The following is a 16962-nucleotide window of genomic DNA, read 5'->3' on the forward strand; positions in this document are numbered from 1 at the left end:
CGTATGAGGCGTCGGTGAAAGAGGCATGAGAGGAGTCGACCAGGATCGGTCATTTTAGGAGCAACCGGGTCGGCCGAAGGCGGGCGGGCGGTGGCAGCCGCAGTCCGTCCCGGCCCGGGGTCACCGATCCCAGCACGCTCGGATGCCGGGCACCGGTGCTCGCGGGTGAGGTGCCGGGCAGGCCGTGCAGGGTCAGGAAGCCCAGGACGGCGAAGGCGTAGGCCTCCTTCGCCCCGGACGGCAGCCCCAGTTCGTCCGAGGCGCGCACCGCCACCCCGGGCAGCAGCTCCCCGAGCATCCTCATCAGCACGGGGTTGCGCGTCCCGCCGCCCGAGGCGATCACCTCGGTCGCGTCCACCGCCCGTACCGCGTCCGCCACGGTCCGGGCCGTGAGCATCGTCAGCGTGGCGACGACGTCCTCGGCGGACAGCGTCCCGAACCCGGCCAGCGCGTCCCGCAGATGACCGAGGTGGAACAGCTCCTTGCCCGTCGTCTTGGGCGCGGGCAGCGCGTAGTAGGGCTCCTGAAGCAGCCGGTCCAGCAGCGGCCCGTGCACCCGGCCCCGGGCGGCCAGGGCCCCGTCCGTGTCGTAGGACAACGCTCCGCCGCTGAACCCCCGTGCCGCCGCGTCGATCAGCGCGCAGCCCGGCCCGGTGTCGAAGGCGGTCCCGTCGGGTGCGGTGAGGTTGGCGATACCGCCGATGTTGAGTGCGACGGGCCGGCCCGGCCGGCCGCGCAGCCACAACTGGTCGACCAGGCCGACCAGCGGGGCGCCCTGCCCGCCGGCGGCGATGTCACGCGGCCGGAAGTCGGAGACGACCGGCAGCCCGGTCGCCTCGGCGATCCAGGCCGGCTGCCCCAGCTGGAGCGTGCCGTGGACCTCCCCCTCGGCGACCCAGTGGTACACGGTCTGCCCGTGCGAGGCCACCGACTCGGCCCGCCCGTCGCAGAGTTCGCGGTCGGCCCGGAGCGCGGTCGCCGCGAAGGCCTGCCCGATCCGGGTGTCCAGCCGGCACACCTCGCCCAGTGTGGTGGTCCCCGGCGGCAGGGCGGCCGACAGGGTCTCGCGCAGGTCGCCGTCGTACGCCTCGCTCACCATGCCGAGCGGCTTCAGCACCAGGCTGTCGCCGACGAGGTCCAGCTCGGCCGCCGCCGCGTCGATCGCGTCGTACGACGTCCCGGACATCAGACCGATCACCCGCATCGCCTCAACCAGTCCTCTCCTCCACCGCTTTCGCCCCGCGCACGCTTCGCGAGGGCAGCGTGAGCAGGGCCGGTACGCTCACCGCGCACGCCGCCGCCGCGTAGTACGCGGGGATGTCCACGCTCCCCGTCCGCTCGATCGTCTCCGTGATGATGAGCCCGGCGCACCCTGAGAACACCGCATTGGACAGCGCGTAGGCGAGTCCCAGGCCCGTGTAGCGCACTCCGGTCGGGAACATCTCCGACAGCATCGCCGGGCCCGGCCCCGCCATCAGCCCCACCACGGCACCCGCGCCGCACACCGCCGCACCCTTCACGGTGTTCGAAACGCCGGGCTCCTGCAGAAGGTTGAGCAGCGGCACCGAGAGGGCCACGACCAGTACCGCGCCCGTCAGCATCACCGCCCGCCGGCCGAGCAGGTCACTGAGCAGCCCCGCCGGCACGATCGTCACCGCGAAGCCCAGATTGGCCAGCACGGTGGCGACCAGCGCCTGCTGGAAGGTCGCGCCCAGCGAACTCTGCAGATACGACGGCAGCACGACGAGGAAGGTGTAACCGGCCGCGGCCCAGCCCATGATCCGCCCCGCGCCCAGCGCGATCGCCCTCGCGACCTCGCCCGGGGGAGGCCTTTCCCGCGACCGCTCCGCCACGAACTCCGGTGTCTCGTCCAGCCGCAGCCTCAGCCACAGCGCCCCCAGCCCCAGCGGCAGGGTGAGCAGGAACGGCAGCCGCCAGCCCCACGCACCGAGCTGCTCCTCGGTCAGCACGGTGGCGAGCAGCGCCGCCGCGCCCGCACCGCCCAGCAGCCCCAGTGCCACCGTGAACGACTGCCACGACCCGTACAGCCCCCGCCGGCCCGGCGGAGCGAACTCTGTCATCACCGACACCGCCCCGCCGAACTCCCCGCCGGCCGACAGCCCCTGGAGCACCCGCAGGAAGGTGAGCAGCCAGGGCGCCAGAGCGCCCGCCTGCGCGTACGTCGGCAGTACGCCGATCAGCGTCGTCGCCACCGTCATCAGCGTGATCACCAGGACCAGCACCGGCCGACGGCCGACACGATCCCCGAGACGGCCGAAAAGCGCCGCCCCGACCGGGCGGAAGAAGAACGCGAGCGCGAACGACGCGTACGTCTTCACCAGAGCCTCGATCTCGCCGCCGCCCTCCGGAGTGAAGAACCGTGCCGCGATGATCGTCGCGAAGTAGCCGTAGACGCCGAACTCGTACCACTCGATGAGATTGCCCACCGACCCCGCGACCAGCGCCCGTCGGCCGCGCCGTGTGTCCTGTCCCTGGTGAATGGCCGTCACCTCCCGTACCGTTGTGCCTTGTTGACCCGAAGGCGGCTGGTGACGGGCCGGATGCGCCGTACGGTCGCCGCCGGTGTCACCCGTCACGGCAACAGGTGCCCGGACCGTCCTCCGCTCAGGCAATCGGAGGGCTACGCTCGACGTCTGTACGTCGTTCGGGCGACTTGGGGAGGTAGCGGGATGACGGAGGTACGGCCCACGGCCGGCGCCTCGGCTTCCCTTTGGGAGCGCGACGAGGAAGTCGCCGCCGTCGCGCGGGCGGTCGACGGCCTGACGGCGGACCGCTCCTCGTCGGGCGGACTGCTGGTCTTCCGTGGCGAGGCCGGACTCGGCAAGACCACGCTGCTGGCCGAAACCCGCCGCATCGCCGAGGCCTGCGGCTGCACGGTCTGGTCGGCACGCGGCGGCGAGACCCTCAGGTCGGTCCCTTTCAACGTGGTACGGCAGTTGCTGCAGCCGGCACTGGTGTCGATGCTCCCGGAGGAGGCCCGCGAGTATCTCGGCGACTGGTACGACATCGCCGGCCCCGCCCTCGGCATCGCGGAACCCGGCGACCGGCAGGCCGACCCGCAGGGCGTGTGCGACGGACTGGTCGCCGCCGTGCGCCGGCTCGCCCGCCGGGACTGGCCGCTGGTGCTGCTGATCGACGACGCCCACTGGGCCGACCAGGAGACCCTGCACTGGCTCGCCGGGCTCGCCGAGCGCCTCGACGAGATGTCGGTGCTGGTCGTGGTCACCCGCCGCCCCGGCGAGGTCTCCGGCACCAGCGCCCGCCACCTCGACACCGTCGCCGCCGCCGCGCACGGCCCCGTCACGACGCTGAGCGCCCTCACCCCGGACGCGACTGCGGGACTCACCCGTGCCACCCTCGGCCCGAACGCGGACGCCGCGTTCTGCCGCGAGGTCTGGGCCGTCACCGCGGGCAACCCCTACGAGACCGTCGAACTCCTCGCCAAGGTGCAGGACAGCGAACTCGAGCCCGTCGAGGCCCGGGCCGGGGAATTGCGCGAACTGAACCGCTCGGCCCGCGGCGGCGGCCTCGTCGCCCGCCTGGAGGAACTCGGCATCGACGCGACGCGGTTCGCCTGGGCCGCCGCGATCCTCGGCACCGGCATCTCCACCGGCCTGGTCGCCAAGCTCGCCACCCTCGGGCCCGACGAGGCCCGCCGCTGCGCCGAACTGCTGTGCACCGCCCGCATCCTCACCGCACCCGACCCCGCGACCGGCCGCGGCGCCGACGGCGACCTGGAGTTCGTCCACCCGCTGATCGCCACCGCCGTCTACAACTCCATACCCGACGCCCTGTGCACCGCCATGCACGGCATAGCCGCCCGGATCGTCACCGACGAGGGACGCGGCGCCGCCGCGGCCGCCCGCCACCTCCTCGAAGTGCACCCGGACGACGACGAGGAACTCGTGGGACAGCTGCGCGAGGCCGCCCGCGAGCACCTCGCCGTCGGCGCCCCCGACGCCGCCCGCCGCTGCCTGGAGCGCGCCCTGGAGGAACCGCCCCGGCCCGAGTCCCACCCACACGTGCTGTACGAACTGGCCGAGGCCACCTTCCTGACCGCGCCCGCCCGCACCATCGGCCATCTGCGGACCGCGCTCGGCATGCCCGGCCTCGGCGGGGACAACCGGGTCGACGCCGTCTTCCGGCTCTCCCAGGCGCTGCTCCACAACGACCAGCTGGAGGAGGCGGTCCGCACGGTCGAGGCGGAGGCCGCCCGGCTGCGGCCCGGACCCGCCCGGATGCGGCTGCAGGCCGTGCACTTCATGTGGGAGGGCCTGCACGCCGGCGAGGCCACCGCACCCGACCGCTCCCGGCGCCTCGCCGACCTCGCCGCCACCTGCACCGGCCGGGACAACTCGGAACGCGCGCTGCTCATGCTCCGCGGCTTCGACGCCCTCATGCACGGCGAGAACGCGGAAGAGGTCGCCGAACTGTGCGACCGGGCCCTCGTCAACGGCCGCCTGGCCCCCGGGCTCGGCTGGACCGACACCGAGTGGGGCATCGAACTGCTGCTGATGCTGGCCAACGCGTACGCCTTCACCGACCGCCTCGACCGCGCCGAGACCCTCTACAACGAGGCACTGCGCGCCTACGAGACAGCCGGCTGGAGCGGCGGCCACCTCGCCCTGGCCCACGCCTACGTGGGGCTCGGCCACCGCAGGCGGGGCCGTCTGAAGGAGGCGGAGTCGTCCTTGCGCGAGTCGCTGCGCCTCGCCGAGCGCGTCGGCCGCGGCCTGCCGCTGTACTGGTCCGCGACCTGCAACCTCGTCGACACGCTGCTCGCCCGCGGCCATGTCCAGGAGGCCTGGGAGGTCGCCGAACGCTACGGCTTCTTCCCGCCCTACCCCTCCACCATCGTCCTGCCGGACCCGCGCTCGGTGCGCGGCAGGCTGCTGCTGGCCGTCGGCCGCACCAAGGACGGCATCAACGAACTGGAGGCCGCAGAGAAGGCTGCGGCGGCTCGCGGCCACCACAACCCGGTGCTCGTCCCCTGGGCGGCCGACCTCGCCCGGGCCCTCAGCACCGAGGACCCGGCCCGTGCCGCCCGGCTCGCCGTCGACGTCCGCCGGCAGGCCGAGCGCTTCGGCACCGACACCGCCATAGGCGAGGCCCTGCGCTGCGCCGCCGCCCTGGAGACCGGGCAGCGCGCGGTCCGGCTCGCCGCCCAGGCCGTCACCTACCTGGAGGCGTCACCCTGCCAGTACGAGCACGCGGCGGCCCGCATCGAGTACGGCGTCGCCGCCCGCTCGGTGAGCGACCTCGAACGCGGCCTGGACCTGGCGGTCTCGTGCGGGGCGGACGGACTGGCGGAGCGGGCACGGGCCGTGCTCGAGGCCGGCGTCGGACCGGCGTAGCTCAGACGCGCAGCAGCTGGTCGGTCACCGCCGTGAGCCGCCCGCGCACCGCGGGGTCGTACACCGCCTCGTGCGCTCGCGCGGCACGGGTGCCGTCGAAGTAGCGGCCCGAGCCCAGGTCGCGGGTGGCCAGGGCGAGTACGCCCGGTGCGCCGTCGGCGACCGTGTGCCGGGGCGTGAAGCCGCCGTCGAGGACCATCGCCGTGTCCATGTGGGTGGCCGGGTGCACCACGTTCACCGCGACACCGCTGCCGGTGAGTTCCTCAGCCAGGGTGAAGGTATGGGCGGCGAGCGCGAACTTGCTGCGGCAGTACGCCGACAGGCCGCTGTAGCGGCGGGTGAGCTCCGGGTCGGCGGGGTCGAGGGGTTCCTGTCCGGCCGAGCCGACGTTGACGATCCGGGCGGGCGCGTTCGCGCGCAGTACGGGCAGCAGGGCGCGCGTCAGCACCACCGGCGCCAGATAGTTGACCGCGAGCCGCAGCTCGTGCCCGTCGGTGCTCAGCTCACGCCCGGCGCCGGACGGACCGGCGCCGACGGCCGCGTTGTTGATCAGCACGTCCAGCTCGGGATGCGCGTCGCCGATGTGCGCGGCCAGTTCCCGCACCCGCGCCAGCGAGGCGAGATCGGCGACGAACCCCTCGGCGTCGCCCTCGGCGCGCAGCTCCTCGACGAGCCTTTCCGTCCGGTCCGCGTCGCGGCCGTGGACGAGGACCACGTGCCCGGCGCGGACCAGCTCGACGGCGACGTACCGGCCGAGCCCCGAGGTGGCGCCCGTGATCAGCAAAGTGGACATGTCTCCACGGTAGGCACGCGAGCAAGGCATGTGCGAGGCCTGGCCGGGCCTACGACCAGCAGGATCACCCTTCGGCGGGATCCTCTTCGGCCAGCACCCGCTGGGCCGTCGCGAACGCCGAGTTCGCCGCCGGCACCCCGCAGTACACGGCCGTCTGCAACAGCACCGCGCCGATCTCCTCGGGCGTGAGCCCGCCCCGGCGGGCCGCCCGGACGTGCATGGCCAGCTCGTCGTAGTGGCCGTGCGCGACCAGCGCGGTCAGGGTGATCATGCTGCGCTCGCGGCGCGACAACGTCGGGTCGGTCCAGATCTCGCCCCAGGCGTAGCGCGAGATGAAGTCCTGGAAGCGCGCGGTGAAGGGCGTCTGGCGGGCCTGTGCCCGGTCGACGTGCGGGTCCCCGAGCACCTCGCGCCGCACCTCCATTCCGCGTCCGGCGGGCCCGCCGAAGTGGGCCCGCAGCGCGGTCAGCACCGCCTCCGGGCACTGCGCGGGCGCCAGATGCGAGGCGCCCGGGAGCTCGACGAGCGTCGAGCCCGGCACCGCGTCGGCGATCTCCCGCAGATGCGCGGGCGGCGTCGCCGGATCGTCGCGGCCGGCGACCAGCAGCGTCGGCGCGGCGATCTCGGGCAGCCGGTCCCGCAGGTCGAACGCGGCGAGCGCGTCACAGCAGGCGGCGTACGCGTCCGGGTCGGCGTCCCGGTGGTCCCGCACCAGTTCAGGCACGGTGAACCCGGACGTGAACCAGCGCGCGTCCGCGCCCTCCGCCAGCCCGGCCAGCCCTTCCCGCCGCACCAGCGCGGCCCGCTCCTCCCACGGCCCGGGGCCGTTGAAGTGTGCCGAAGAGCAGATCACGGCCAGCGACGACAGCCGCTCCGGATGATGCACCGCGAGGTGCAGGCCCACGGCCCCGCCCAGCGACACACCCGCGTACGCGAACCGTTCGATGCCGAGGGAGTCGGCGAGCGCCAGCACCAGGTCGGCGAGGTCACCGACCGTCGCGCCGGCCTCGATGAGTCCGGCCGCCGAACCGCCGTGTCCCGGCAGGTCCCAGCGGGCCACCCGGTGGGTGATCGACAGCTCGGGCGCGACCTTGTCCCAGAGGGCGTACGACGTGCCGAGGGAGGGGCCGAGCAGCAGCGGGGAGCGGAGGCGGGCCCTTCGGTGCGGTGGTTCAGGAGTGTCAACGTCGCTCCAGAGCGCGGTCGGTGAGGGCTCCGGCGGAGCCGGTGTAGTGGGTGGGGTCGAGGTCGACGTCCGCCAGCTCCGGTGCCTCGGCGAGCGGGCGTCCCTCGGCGGCGAGCCGGGTGAGGAGTTCCCTGGCGCGGACGCGGCCCAGCACCGGGGCCAGTTCGGCAAAGAGCCGCTCGGAGACGATCGACCCGCCGGTCAGGTCCAGGTGTTCGCGCATGGTCTCGGGCCTGACCCGCAGTCCCCCGGCCAGCTCGATGGCGTCCCGGGCGGCGCCGCCGACCAGCCGCAGGAGGTCCCTCAGCGGTTCCCACTCGGCGTGCCAGGGCCCGGCCGGCCGCTCGTCCTCCGCCGCCAGCGAGCCGTACAGCGTGGCCGCGAGCTGCGGTGCCCGTCGCGCGGCGGAGGCGATCAGGGTGGACCGTACGGGGTTGGACTTGTGCGGCATGGCGGACGAGCCCCCGCCGCTGCCCTCCGCGACCTCCGCGATCTCGGTGCGCGACAGGGTGAGGACGTCCACGGCGAGCTTGCCGAGCGCACCCGCCGTGAAGGCGAGGCACCCGGCGAGATCGGCGACGGGCGTCCGCAGGGTGTGCCAGGGCAGCTCGGGTGCCCTGAGGCCGAGTTCACGGGCATACGCCGCCGGCAGTCCGGTCGGATCGCTCGCGCCGTACGCTCCGAACGCCGCCAACGTGCCCGCCGCGCCCCCGAGTTGGGCGGGCAGCGAGTCCCGTACGGCCGTCGTCCGGTCCCGCGCGTCCAGGACCAGCGCCCGCCACCCGGCCGCCTTCAGCCCGAAGGTCGTCGGTACGGCGTGCTGGGTGAGCGTCCGCCCGGGCATCGCGGTGTCACGGTGTTCGGCGGCCAGCCGGGCGAGCGCCTGCTCGGTGCGGCCGAGGTCCTCGAGGACCAGGTCCAGGGTACGCGCGGCGACCAGCACCGTCGCCGTGTCCATGATGTCCTGGCTGGTCGCGCCCCGGTGGACGTAGGGGCCGTACTCCTCGCCGACGGCCTCCGTCAGCTCCGCGACCAGCGGGATGACCGGGTTGCCGCCCGCGCGGGCCCGCTCGGCGAGGGACCGGACGTCGAAGGCACCGGAGCCTGCCGCCTCGGTCACCGCCGTCGCCGCCTCGGCGGGGGCGAGCCCCAGCGCGGCCTGGGCCCGGGTCAGCGCGGCCTCCGCGTCGAGCAGCGCCCGCAGATACGCGTGATCGCTCGTCGCGGAGGCGGCCGCCGAGTCGGCCCACCCGGGCGCGAGCAGGCCGGTGTCGCCGTGCGCAGCTGTCACTGGAACTCCAGGAAGACCGTCTCGCCTTCGCCCTGAAGGCGGATGTCGAAACGGTACGTGCCGTGAGCCTCCGCCACGGCGATCAGCGTGTCGCGGCGCTCGTCCTCCAGCCGGGACAGCAGCGGGTCGGCGGCCAGCGCCGCGTCGTCGCCCGGCAGATAGATCCGCGTGTACAGGTGCACCAGCAGCCCGCGCGCGAAGACGCACACACTGAGGTACGGCGCGTTCCGCCCGCGCGCCCCGGGCCGCAGCGTCCGCGCGGTCCAGTGGCCGCCCGCGTCGGTCTGGATCCGTCCCCAGCCGGTGAACTCCACGCCGTTGCGGCCCAGGAACCCTCCGCTCGCCGGGTCCCGTCGCATCGAGCCGTCGACCTGCGGCAGGTTCCCGTCCGGGTCGGTGCCCCACAGCTCCACGAACGCGTCCGGCAGCGGGTTGCCCTCGCCGTCGGTGACGTACCCCTGGAGGACGATCGTGTCGGGGTGGCCGATGGGCGCGATGTCACCGCCGCCGGGAAACGGCAGGGCGTGGCCGTAGAAGGGGCCGACGGTGTGCGACGGGGTCGGGAGCACGGTCTCCGGGCGACTCGTGTCGATCTTCGTCATGGCAGGTCAGCGCCCTTCCTCTATCCAGGTGGCCTGCGGCCCGTCGAGCACGATGTCCCAGTGGTAGCCCATCGAGAACTCCGGCACCGAGAGGCTGTGGTCGTAGGTGGCGACCAGCCGCTGCCGGGCCGCGTCGTCCGTCACCGACTGGATGATCGGGTCGTAGGGGAACAGCGGGTCGCTCGGGAAGTACATCTGCGTCACGAGCCGCTGGGTGAACGCCGAGCCGAAGAGCGAGAAGTGGATGTGGGCCGGCCGCCAGGCGTTGACGTGCTGGCGCCACGGGTACGGGCCGGGCTGGACGGTGGTGAAGCGGTAGTGGCCCTCGGCGTCGGTGAGGGTGCGGCCCACGCCGGTGAAGTTCGGGTCCAGCGGGGCGTCGTGCTGCTCACGCTGATGGGCGTAGCGGCCCGCCGAGTTGGCCTGCCAGATCTCCACGAGCTGGCCGCGCACCGGGCGGCCGTCGCGGTCCAGCAGCCTGCCGGAGACGGTGATGCGCTCGCCGATCGGCTCGCCGTCGTGCTGCCGGGTGAGGTCGTTGTCGATCTCGGTGATGTCCCGCTCCCCGAAGGCCGGGGAGGACAGCTCCACCAGCTCCGGGTCCTTGCTCATGTCGATGGTGACCGGCGGCTGCTTCGGGTGCCGCAGCACCGAGGAGCGGTACGGCGCGTAGTCCCGCCGCGGCTGGTGCTCCACGGGCCCGCCCTCGGCGAGGCGCTTCTCGTACGCGGCGCGCTCGGCCGCGATCTCCAAATCGATGTCGTGCTGTGTGAGAGTCATGGGGTTCCCTGAGGTTCGTACCGTTCTCGTCGACGGGGGCGAGGATCGCGCCCCTCGGGGGCGCGGGGAACTGCGCGACCAGCCACGTACGGTCCGCAGTCGAGATCAGGGCTACCGTTCGAGAACGAGGGCAAGCCCCTGGCCCACGCCGATACACAGCGTGGCGACACCGACGCCGCTGCCCCGTCGGGCAAGCTGATGGGCCACGGTCCCGGCGAGCCGGGCCCCGGACGCGCCGAGCGGATGGCCCAGGGCGATCGCCCCGCCCTGCGGATTGAGGATCGCGGGGTCGAACTCGGGCCACTCGGCCACACACCCCAGCACCTGCGCCGCGAACGCCTCGTTCAGCTCCAGCACGGACAGGTCACCGAACCCCTTGCCCGCCTTGGCCAGCGCCCGGTTGACGGCCTCGACGGGTGCGAGTCCGAAGTAGTCCGGGTCGAGGGCGTTGACGCCGGTCGCGGAGATCCGGGCGAGCGGCTCGCGGCCGGTGGCCTTCAGGCCCTCCTCGTCGACCAGAAGAAGAGCCGCCGCACCGTCGTTGAGCGGTGACGCGTTGCCCGCCGTCACCGTGCCTCCCTCCTTGCGGAACGACGGCTTCAGCTTGGCCATCGTCGCCAGGGAGGCATCCGGGCGGACACATTCGTCGGCGGCGAAGAGGACCGGATCGCCCTTGCGCTGCGGGACCGCCACAGGCACCGATTCGCTCTCGAACAGGCCCTGTTCCCGCGCCCGCGCGGCCTTCTCATGGCTGCCGAGCGCGAACTCGTCCTGCTGCTCGCGGCTGATCTTGTGCTTGTCGGCGATGAGTTCGGCCGATTCCCCCAGCGGAATCGTCCACTGCGGCTCCATCCTCGGGTTGACCATCCGCCAGCCCAGAGTCGTGGAGTACAGCTCGGTGTGCCCGGCCGGGAAGGGCTTGTCGGACTTGGGCAGCACATAGGGCGCCCGGGTCATCGACTCGACGCCACCTGCCACGGCGATCGAGGCGTCCCCGACCGCGATCGCGCGGGCTGCCTGGACGACCGCTTCCAGCCCGGACGCGCACAGCCGGTTGACGGTCACGCCCGGCACCGAGGTGGGCAGGTCCGCCAGCAGCGCCGCCATACGGCCGACGTTGCGGTTCTCCTCACCGGCGCCGTTGGCGTTGCCGAAGTACACGTCCTCGATCCGCGCCGGATCCAGGTCGGGGGTGCGGGCGAGCAGTTCGCGGATCGCGTGCGCGCCCAGGTCGTCCGGGCGGACCGAGGCCAGGCCGCCGTTGTAGCGGCCGAACGGAGTGCGGACCGCGTCGACGATGTAGACGTCCTTCACTTCACGCCCTCCGGCACGGTCAGTTCGGCATCGGTCCTGGTGACGATCTCCTCGGCGCTCACGCCCGGCGCGGTCTCGACCAGGAGGAGCCCGTCCTCGGTGACGTCGAGGACGCCGAGGTCGGTGATGATCCGGTTCACGCACCCCTTGCCGGTCAGCGGCAGGGCGCACTCGGAGAGGATCTTCGGGGAGCCGTCCTTGGCGGTGTGGGTCATGACGACGACGACCGTACGGGCGCCGTGCACCAGGTCCATCGCCCCGCCGATGCCGGTGATCAGCTTGCCGGGGATCGCCCAGTTGGCCAGGTCGCCCCGCTCGGAGACCTGCATGGCGCCGAGGACGGCCACGTCGATGTGCCCGCCCCGGATCATCGAGAAGGACAGCGCCGAGTCGAAGAAGGACGCGCCCGGCAGGACCGTCACGGTCTCCTTGCCGGCGTTGATCAGGTCCGGGTCGACGGTGTCCTCGGTGGGGTAGGGGCCGGTGCCCAGGATGCCGTTCTCCGATTCGAGGACGACCTCGACGCCCTCAGGCAGGTAGTTGGGGATGAGGGTGGGCAGGCCGATGCCGAGATTGACGTACTGGCCGTCCCGCAGTTCCCGGGCCGCCCGCGCGGCCATCTGTTCACGCGTCCAGGCCATCAGGACCTCACCGTCCGCCGCTCGATCTTCTTGTCCGCCGCCTGCTCCGGGGCGAGCGCGAGTACCCGCTGCACGAAGATGCCGGGCAGGTGCACCGCGTCCGGGTCGATCTCGCCGGGTTCCACCAGCTCCTCCACCTCGGCGATCGTCACCCGCCCGGCCATCGCCGCGAGGGGGTTGAAGTTGCGGGAGGACTTGTTGAAGACCAGGTTCCCGTGCCGGTCGCCCTTCGCGGCCCTGACCAGGGCGAAGTCGGTGCGGATGCCCCGCTCCAGCACGAACTCCTCGCCGTCGAACTCCCGGACCTCCTTCGGCGGCGAGGCCAGCGCGACCCCGCCCTCACCGTCGTAGCGCCACGGCAGACCGCCCTCGGCGACCTGGGTGCCCACCCCGGCCGGGGTGTAGAAGGCGGGGATCCCGGCGCCGCCGGCCCGCAGCCGCTCGGCCAGGGTGCCCTGCGGGATCAGCTCGACCTCCAGCTCCCCGGCCAGGTACTGCCGGGCGAACTCCTTGTTCGCGCCGATGTAGGAGCCCGTCACCCGGGTGATCCGGCCCGCGGCGAGCAGGACCGCGAGGCCCGACTCCATCGCCCCGCAGTTGTTGGAGACCACCGACACCCCGGCCACCCCGCGCTCGTACAGCGCCTGGATCAGCACGTTCGGCACACCGCTCAGCCCGAAACCGCCCACCGCGAGCGACGCGCCGTCGGGCACGTCGGCCACCGCCTCCAGGGCTGTGGCGACCACCTTGTCCATCCGAGAAGCCCCATCTCTTCCGAGCGCCCCGACCTCGATTAGTCAGCACACTGAGTATTTCCGTGAAGCTTCTCTCACGCTGCCATCGCCGCAGCAGGGCGTCAAGAGCTCGGTGTATGCGCCTCTGATCCCTTGTGCGGTCGGCAGACAGCCCGGGAGCGGGCCGGTATTGTTCAGTGCACCAACGAATACGACCGAGGGGTGCACATGGCGGCGGCCGACCTCACCACCCACCCCGGGCACCTGGCCCGGCGGCTCCAGCAGGCGCACTACCTGCTGTGGAACACGATGGTCTCCGAGGAGATCACCTCGCCCCAGTACGCGGTCCTCAACACGCTCGTCGCCGAGCCCGGCCTGGATCAGCGCACGGTGGGGGAGCGGGTGGGGCTCGACCGGTCCACCATCGCCGAGGTGATCAGCCGGCTCATCCGGCGCGGACTGCTCGACAAGGTCCGTGACCCGCAGGACGGCCGCCGCTTCCTGCTGCGCCTCACGGAAGAGGGTGTGCGCACCCACCGCAAGCTGACCGTGCGCACCGCCCGGATGAACCAGATCTTCCTCGCGCCGCTGACCGCCGAGGAGCAGACGGTGTTCTTCGACCTCATCCGGCGCGTGTCGGACGCGGCCGAAGGCCTGCGCAATCCCGGGGAGTCCCTGGTGGCGCCCCGCTGACCGGTGCGGCAGGCCTGGCCCGCGCGGGCCGGTCAGGGCGCCTCGGCGTACACCACCCACACCTGGCCCTTCGCGAAGTTCACGGGTGCGCCGTCGCGGGTGGTGAACGCCGTGCCGTCCGTGGCGTCCTCGCGCTCCCAGTTCACGTCATAGGCCCGCCCGTCGCGCAGCACCTTCGCCTTCCCCGAGCCCACCGTCTCGGTGTACGGGGTGTTGTTGCCGAGGAAGTCCCGGAAGGCGGACTCGCGCACCTTCACGTACTGCACGACGACCGTCGCCGCCGCCATGCGCTTGCCGTCGGCCGTCGTGGCCGGAGTGCCGTCCATGCCGACCAGCCAGCGGTCCCGGGAGTCCGACCAGGTGAAGGTGAATCGGGCCGCCGGATAGCGCACCGTCTGCGAGTTCGCCTCGGTGCCGCCCGCCGGGGCGGAGCCGTAGCGGAAGCCGGTGGCCAGGGCGGCCCGGCCCGGGGCTTCAGGCACGATCCGCTCGGGCCGCACATAGAGATTGTGCGGGGCCGACCTGTCGGGGTCGCGGAAGAAGGCGTCGGAGGCGCTGCCCGGCGTCGCCGCCCGCAGCGGCGCCTTGTCGATCAGCGGCAGGAGCTTCGTCTGGGCGCCGGAGAAGGCGAGTGTGGGCCGGTCGAACTGGCGCAGCAGCTCCAGATCCGACTCACGGGCGCTGCGCACCGGACCGACCGCTGTCGGCAGCTTCGTCGCGTACACCGCCATCAGCCGGCTCAGTCCGCCCTCGACCTGCTCCACGTACACCACGTCCGCGGCGTCGACACCGGTGGGCGGCCGGGCCGTGCCGGCGTTGTCGATCTTGACGGCGAGTACGGAGCCGTCGGTCGCCGTGGGTGAGGCGCCGCGCTCCGACGCGGTGGCCGATCCCCGGCCGTCGTCGGGGGGCCCGCCCCCGTTCGTGCAGCCCGCCGCCAGGGCCGCCGTCACCGTCGCGGCCAGCAGCGCCGCTGTCGCAGCGGTCCGCCGTCCGCGCGCCTCTCGTCCCATGCCCACCGTCGCCACCGCGCCTCAAGTCATTCGTTTGTCATGATTGTGCGCTTATCTGAGCATCGATGGCCACACGCGATCGTTTCTGACGGGACGGTGTCCTCGTCGCGTCCGTCGATCGGCGCAAGGTTCGGTACGGGCCACCCGGGTACCCGGGCGACGCCGAAACGACCGAGCCGAAACGACCGACGCGCACGCCGACGGAGGGAGCGCGAGGCGATGAGGGCAGTGACCTGGCAGGGCAAGCGTGACGTGCGGGTGGAGAACGTGCCCGATCCGACGATCCAGGAGCCGACGGACGCGGTCATCCGCATCACCTCCACCGGGTTGTGCGGCTCCGACCTGCATCTGTACGAAGTGCTCACACCGTTCATGACACCGGGAGACATCCTCGGCCATGAACCCATGGGCATCGTGGAGGAGGTCGGCGCCGGGGTACCGGACCTCCAGGCCGGGGACCGGGTCGTGGTGCCGTTCCAGATCGCCTGCGGCAACTGCTGGATGTGCCTCACCGGCCTGCCCACCCAGTGCGAGACCACCCAGGTCAGCGGCGAGGGCATGGGCGCCGCCCTGTTCGGCTACACCCGTCTGTACGGCGCGGTGCCGGGCGCCCAGGCCGAGTACCTGCGGGTCCCGCAGGCGCAGTTCGGCCCGATCAAGGTTCCGGAAGGCCCGCCCGACGACCGGTTCGTCTACCTCTCCGACGTCCTGCCGACCGCCTGGCAGGCGGTCGCCTACGCCGACGTCCCGCAGGGCGGCAGCGTCGCCGTGCTCGGCCTCGGCCCCATCGGCGACATGGCCTGCCGCGTCGCCCAGATCCAGGGAGCCGGACGAGTGTTCGGCGTGGACCTGGTACCGGAACGGCTGCGCCGGGCCCGCGCGCGAGGCGTGGAGACGTACGACCTCAGGTCCTTCGACGACGAGAAGGAACTCGTCTCCGCGATCCGCGACGAGACCGACGGCCGCGGCCCCGACGCCGTGATCGACGCGGTCGGCACCGAGGCCCACGGCAGCGCGGCCGCGCGCATGGTGCAGAACGCCTCGGCGATCCTGCCCCGCAAACTGAGCGGCCCGCTCGCCGAACGCTTCAGCGTCGACCGGCTCGCCGCGCTGAACACCGCCATCGAGCTGGTGCGCCGCGGCGGCACCATCTCGCTGTCCGGTGTCTACGGCGGCCTGGCGGACCCACTGCCGCTGCTCACCCTGTTCGACAAGCAGGTCCAGATCCGGATGGGCCAGGCCAACGTCCGTCGCTGGAGCGACGACATCATCCCGTACCTGACCGACGAGGACCCGCTCGGAGTCGAGGACTTCGCCACCCACCGGGTACCGCTGACGGAGGCCCCGCACGCGTACGAGATGTTCCAGCGCAAGCAGGACGGCGCGGTCAAGGTGCTGATGCAGCCCTGACCCGGCGTGGCGCTACGCGCCGAAGATCTCCGCCAGGTCGTACCGGACCGGTTCCTGGAGCTGCGCGTAGGTGCAGCTCTCGGGGGTCCGGTCCGGGCGCCAGCGGCGGAAGCGGGCGGTGTGCCGGAAGCGCTGCCCGTTCTCCATGTGGTCGTACGCCACCTCGGCCACTCGCTCGGGCCTGAGCGGCACCCATGACAGGTCCTTCCGGCCCGACCAGCGGCTCGGCGCCCCCGGCAGCCGGGCCTTCTCGTGCGCGGCCTCGTCGGACCACGCCGCCCACGGATGCCCCTGGGCGTCGTCCAGGCGCAGCGGCTCCAGCTCCTCCACCAGCTCGGCGCGCCGCTTCATCGGGAAGGCGGCGGACACGCCCACGTGCTGGAGGGTGCCCCCATCGTCGTACAGTCCGAGCAGCAGCGAGCCCACGACAGGGCCGCTCTTGTGCAGGCGGTACCCGGCGACGACCACGTCCGCCGTCCGCTCGTGCTTGATCTTGAACATCGCGCGTTGGTCCGGGCGGTAGCGCACGGTCGGCGGCTTGGCGATGACCCCGTCCAGGCCCGCCCCCTCGTACTGCTCGAACCACTGCCGAGCCACCTCGATGTCGGTGGTCGCAGGCGCCAGGTACACCGGCGCCGTCACCTCCGCCAACTCCCCGGCCAGCAGCTCCCGCCGGCCGGTCATCGGGACGTCCATCAGCGACTCGTCCCCCAGCGCCAGCAGGTCGAAGGCGACGAGGGAGGCCGGCGTCCGCTCCGCCAGCATCCGCACCCGCGAGTCCGCCGGATGGATCCGCTCCGTCAGCGCGTCGAAGTCCAGATGCCCCTCCCGCGCGATCACGATCTCCCCGTCCACCACACAGCGCCCCGGCAACCGCTCCCGCACAGCCGTCACCAGCTCGGGAAAGTACCTGGTCAGCGGCTTTCCCGTACGGCTGCCGAGCTCGACCTCGTCCCCGTCGCGGAACACGATCGCCCGGAACCCGTCCCACTTCGCCTCGTACTGCATGCCCGCGGGGATCGCCGCCACGGACTTGGCGAGCATCGGCAGCACGGGGGGCATCACCGGGAGATCCATGCCTCGACTCTAAGAGCCGCCCGCCGGCTGCGCCTGTTGAGCACGGAGGTGAA

The 16962-nt window shown here is 72.8% G+C and carries 14 protein-coding genes and 1 pseudogene; 3 read left to right on the plus strand and 12 right to left on the minus strand.

Annotated elements, in window-relative coordinates:
* Nucleotides 1-49 precede the first annotated feature (49 nt).
* Together ACQEV8_RS37195 and ACQEV8_RS37200 are read right to left on the minus strand one after the other, a co-directional pair.
* Nucleotides 50-1204, minus strand: coding sequence for an anhydro-N-acetylmuramic acid kinase (locus ACQEV8_RS37195; protein WP_432969648.1), 1155 nt, complete (start codon nt 1202-1204; stop codon nt 50-52).
* A 4-nt stretch (nt 1205-1208) separates the two neighbouring features.
* Nucleotides 1209-2510 (minus strand): MFS transporter, encoded by a 1302-nt coding sequence (locus ACQEV8_RS37200; protein ID WP_432969651.1) that lies wholly within the window; start codon nt 2508-2510, stop codon nt 1209-1211.
* A 180-nt stretch (nt 2511-2690) separates the two neighbouring features.
* On the opposite strand from ACQEV8_RS37200, the gene ACQEV8_RS37205 reads away from it, so the two are divergent.
* Complete coding sequence (locus tag ACQEV8_RS37205) at nt 2691-5375, plus strand: ATP-binding protein (protein ID WP_432969654.1); 2685 nt, start codon at nt 2691-2693, stop codon at nt 5373-5375.
* Between the two features lies 1 nt (nt 5376).
* On the opposite strand, the gene ACQEV8_RS37210 is transcribed toward ACQEV8_RS37205, so the two are convergent.
* From ACQEV8_RS37210 to ACQEV8_RS37245, 8 genes and pseudogenes are all read right to left on the minus strand, one after another.
* Nucleotides 5377-6168, minus strand: coding sequence for an SDR family NAD(P)-dependent oxidoreductase (locus ACQEV8_RS37210; RefSeq protein ID WP_432969657.1), 792 nt, complete (start codon nt 6166-6168; stop codon nt 5377-5379).
* 64 nt (nt 6169-6232) lie between these two features.
* Nucleotides 6233-7353 (minus strand): annotated as a pseudogene (gene pcaD, locus ACQEV8_RS37215) (3-oxoadipate enol-lactonase).
* The gene (pcaB, locus tag ACQEV8_RS37220; protein WP_432969660.1) at nt 7350-8645 is read right to left on the minus strand and encodes a 3-carboxy-cis,cis-muconate cycloisomerase; all 1296 of its coding nucleotides are present in this window, start codon (nt 8643-8645) and stop codon (nt 7350-7352) included. Before pcaB ends, pcaD begins: the two are co-directional and overlap by 4 nt.
* Nucleotides 8642-9247 carry a protocatechuate 3,4-dioxygenase subunit alpha gene (gene pcaG, locus ACQEV8_RS37225; RefSeq protein WP_432969663.1) on the minus strand — a complete coding sequence of 202 codons (606 nt, stop codon included), beginning with the start codon at nt 9245-9247 and terminating at the stop codon, nt 8642-8644. The genes pcaB and pcaG overlap by 4 nt, the downstream gene beginning before the upstream one ends.
* Before the next feature lie 6 nt (nt 9248-9253).
* On the minus strand, nt 9254-10027 hold the full coding sequence (gene pcaH, locus ACQEV8_RS37230) for a protocatechuate 3,4-dioxygenase subunit beta (RefSeq protein WP_432969666.1): 774 nt from the start codon (nt 10025-10027) through the stop codon (nt 9254-9256).
* A gap of 111 nt (nt 10028-10138) precedes the next feature.
* The gene (locus tag ACQEV8_RS37235; RefSeq protein WP_432969668.1) at nt 10139-11341 is read right to left on the minus strand and encodes a thiolase family protein; all 1203 of its coding nucleotides are present in this window, start codon (nt 11339-11341) and stop codon (nt 10139-10141) included.
* Nucleotides 11338-11982: a CoA transferase subunit B gene (locus ACQEV8_RS37240; RefSeq protein ID WP_432969671.1), complete on the minus strand. Its 645-nt coding sequence runs from the start codon at nt 11980-11982 to the stop codon at nt 11338-11340. Before ACQEV8_RS37240 ends, ACQEV8_RS37235 begins: the two co-directional genes overlap by 4 nt.
* Nucleotides 11982-12737: a CoA transferase subunit A gene (locus ACQEV8_RS37245; protein WP_432969674.1), complete on the minus strand. Its 756-nt coding sequence runs from the start codon at nt 12735-12737 to the stop codon at nt 11982-11984. The genes ACQEV8_RS37240 and ACQEV8_RS37245 overlap by 1 nt, the downstream gene beginning before the upstream one ends.
* A 207-nt stretch (nt 12738-12944) precedes the next feature.
* Here ACQEV8_RS37245 and ACQEV8_RS37250 point away from each other — a divergent pair, with 207 nt between their 5' ends.
* Nucleotides 12945-13409, plus strand: a complete 465-nt coding sequence (locus ACQEV8_RS37250; RefSeq protein ID WP_399016704.1) for a MarR family winged helix-turn-helix transcriptional regulator — start codon at nt 12945-12947, stop codon at nt 13407-13409.
* 32 nt (nt 13410-13441) lie between these two features.
* On the opposite strand, the gene ACQEV8_RS37255 is transcribed toward ACQEV8_RS37250, so the two are convergent.
* Complete coding sequence (locus ACQEV8_RS37255) at nt 13442-14422, minus strand: DUF3048 domain-containing protein (RefSeq protein WP_432969678.1); 981 nt, start codon at nt 14420-14422, stop codon at nt 13442-13444.
* A 219-nt stretch (nt 14423-14641) separates the two neighbouring features.
* Here ACQEV8_RS37255 and ACQEV8_RS37260 point away from each other — a divergent pair, with 219 nt between their 5' ends.
* A complete protein-coding gene (locus ACQEV8_RS37260; RefSeq protein ID WP_432969681.1) occupies nt 14642-15832 on the plus strand; it encodes a zinc-dependent alcohol dehydrogenase in 1191 nt (396 codons plus the stop codon).
* Between the two features lie 12 nt (nt 15833-15844).
* On the opposite strand, the gene ACQEV8_RS37265 is transcribed toward ACQEV8_RS37260, so the two are convergent.
* Nucleotides 15845-16909, minus strand: a complete 1065-nt coding sequence (locus ACQEV8_RS37265) for an ATP-dependent DNA ligase (protein WP_432969684.1) — start codon at nt 16907-16909, stop codon at nt 15845-15847.
* Nucleotides 16910-16962: the final 53 nt, after the last annotated feature.

The organism is Streptomyces sp. CA-179760 (assembly GCF_050937045.1).
Lineage (GTDB): Bacteria > Actinomycetota > Actinomycetes > Streptomycetales > Streptomycetaceae > Streptomyces.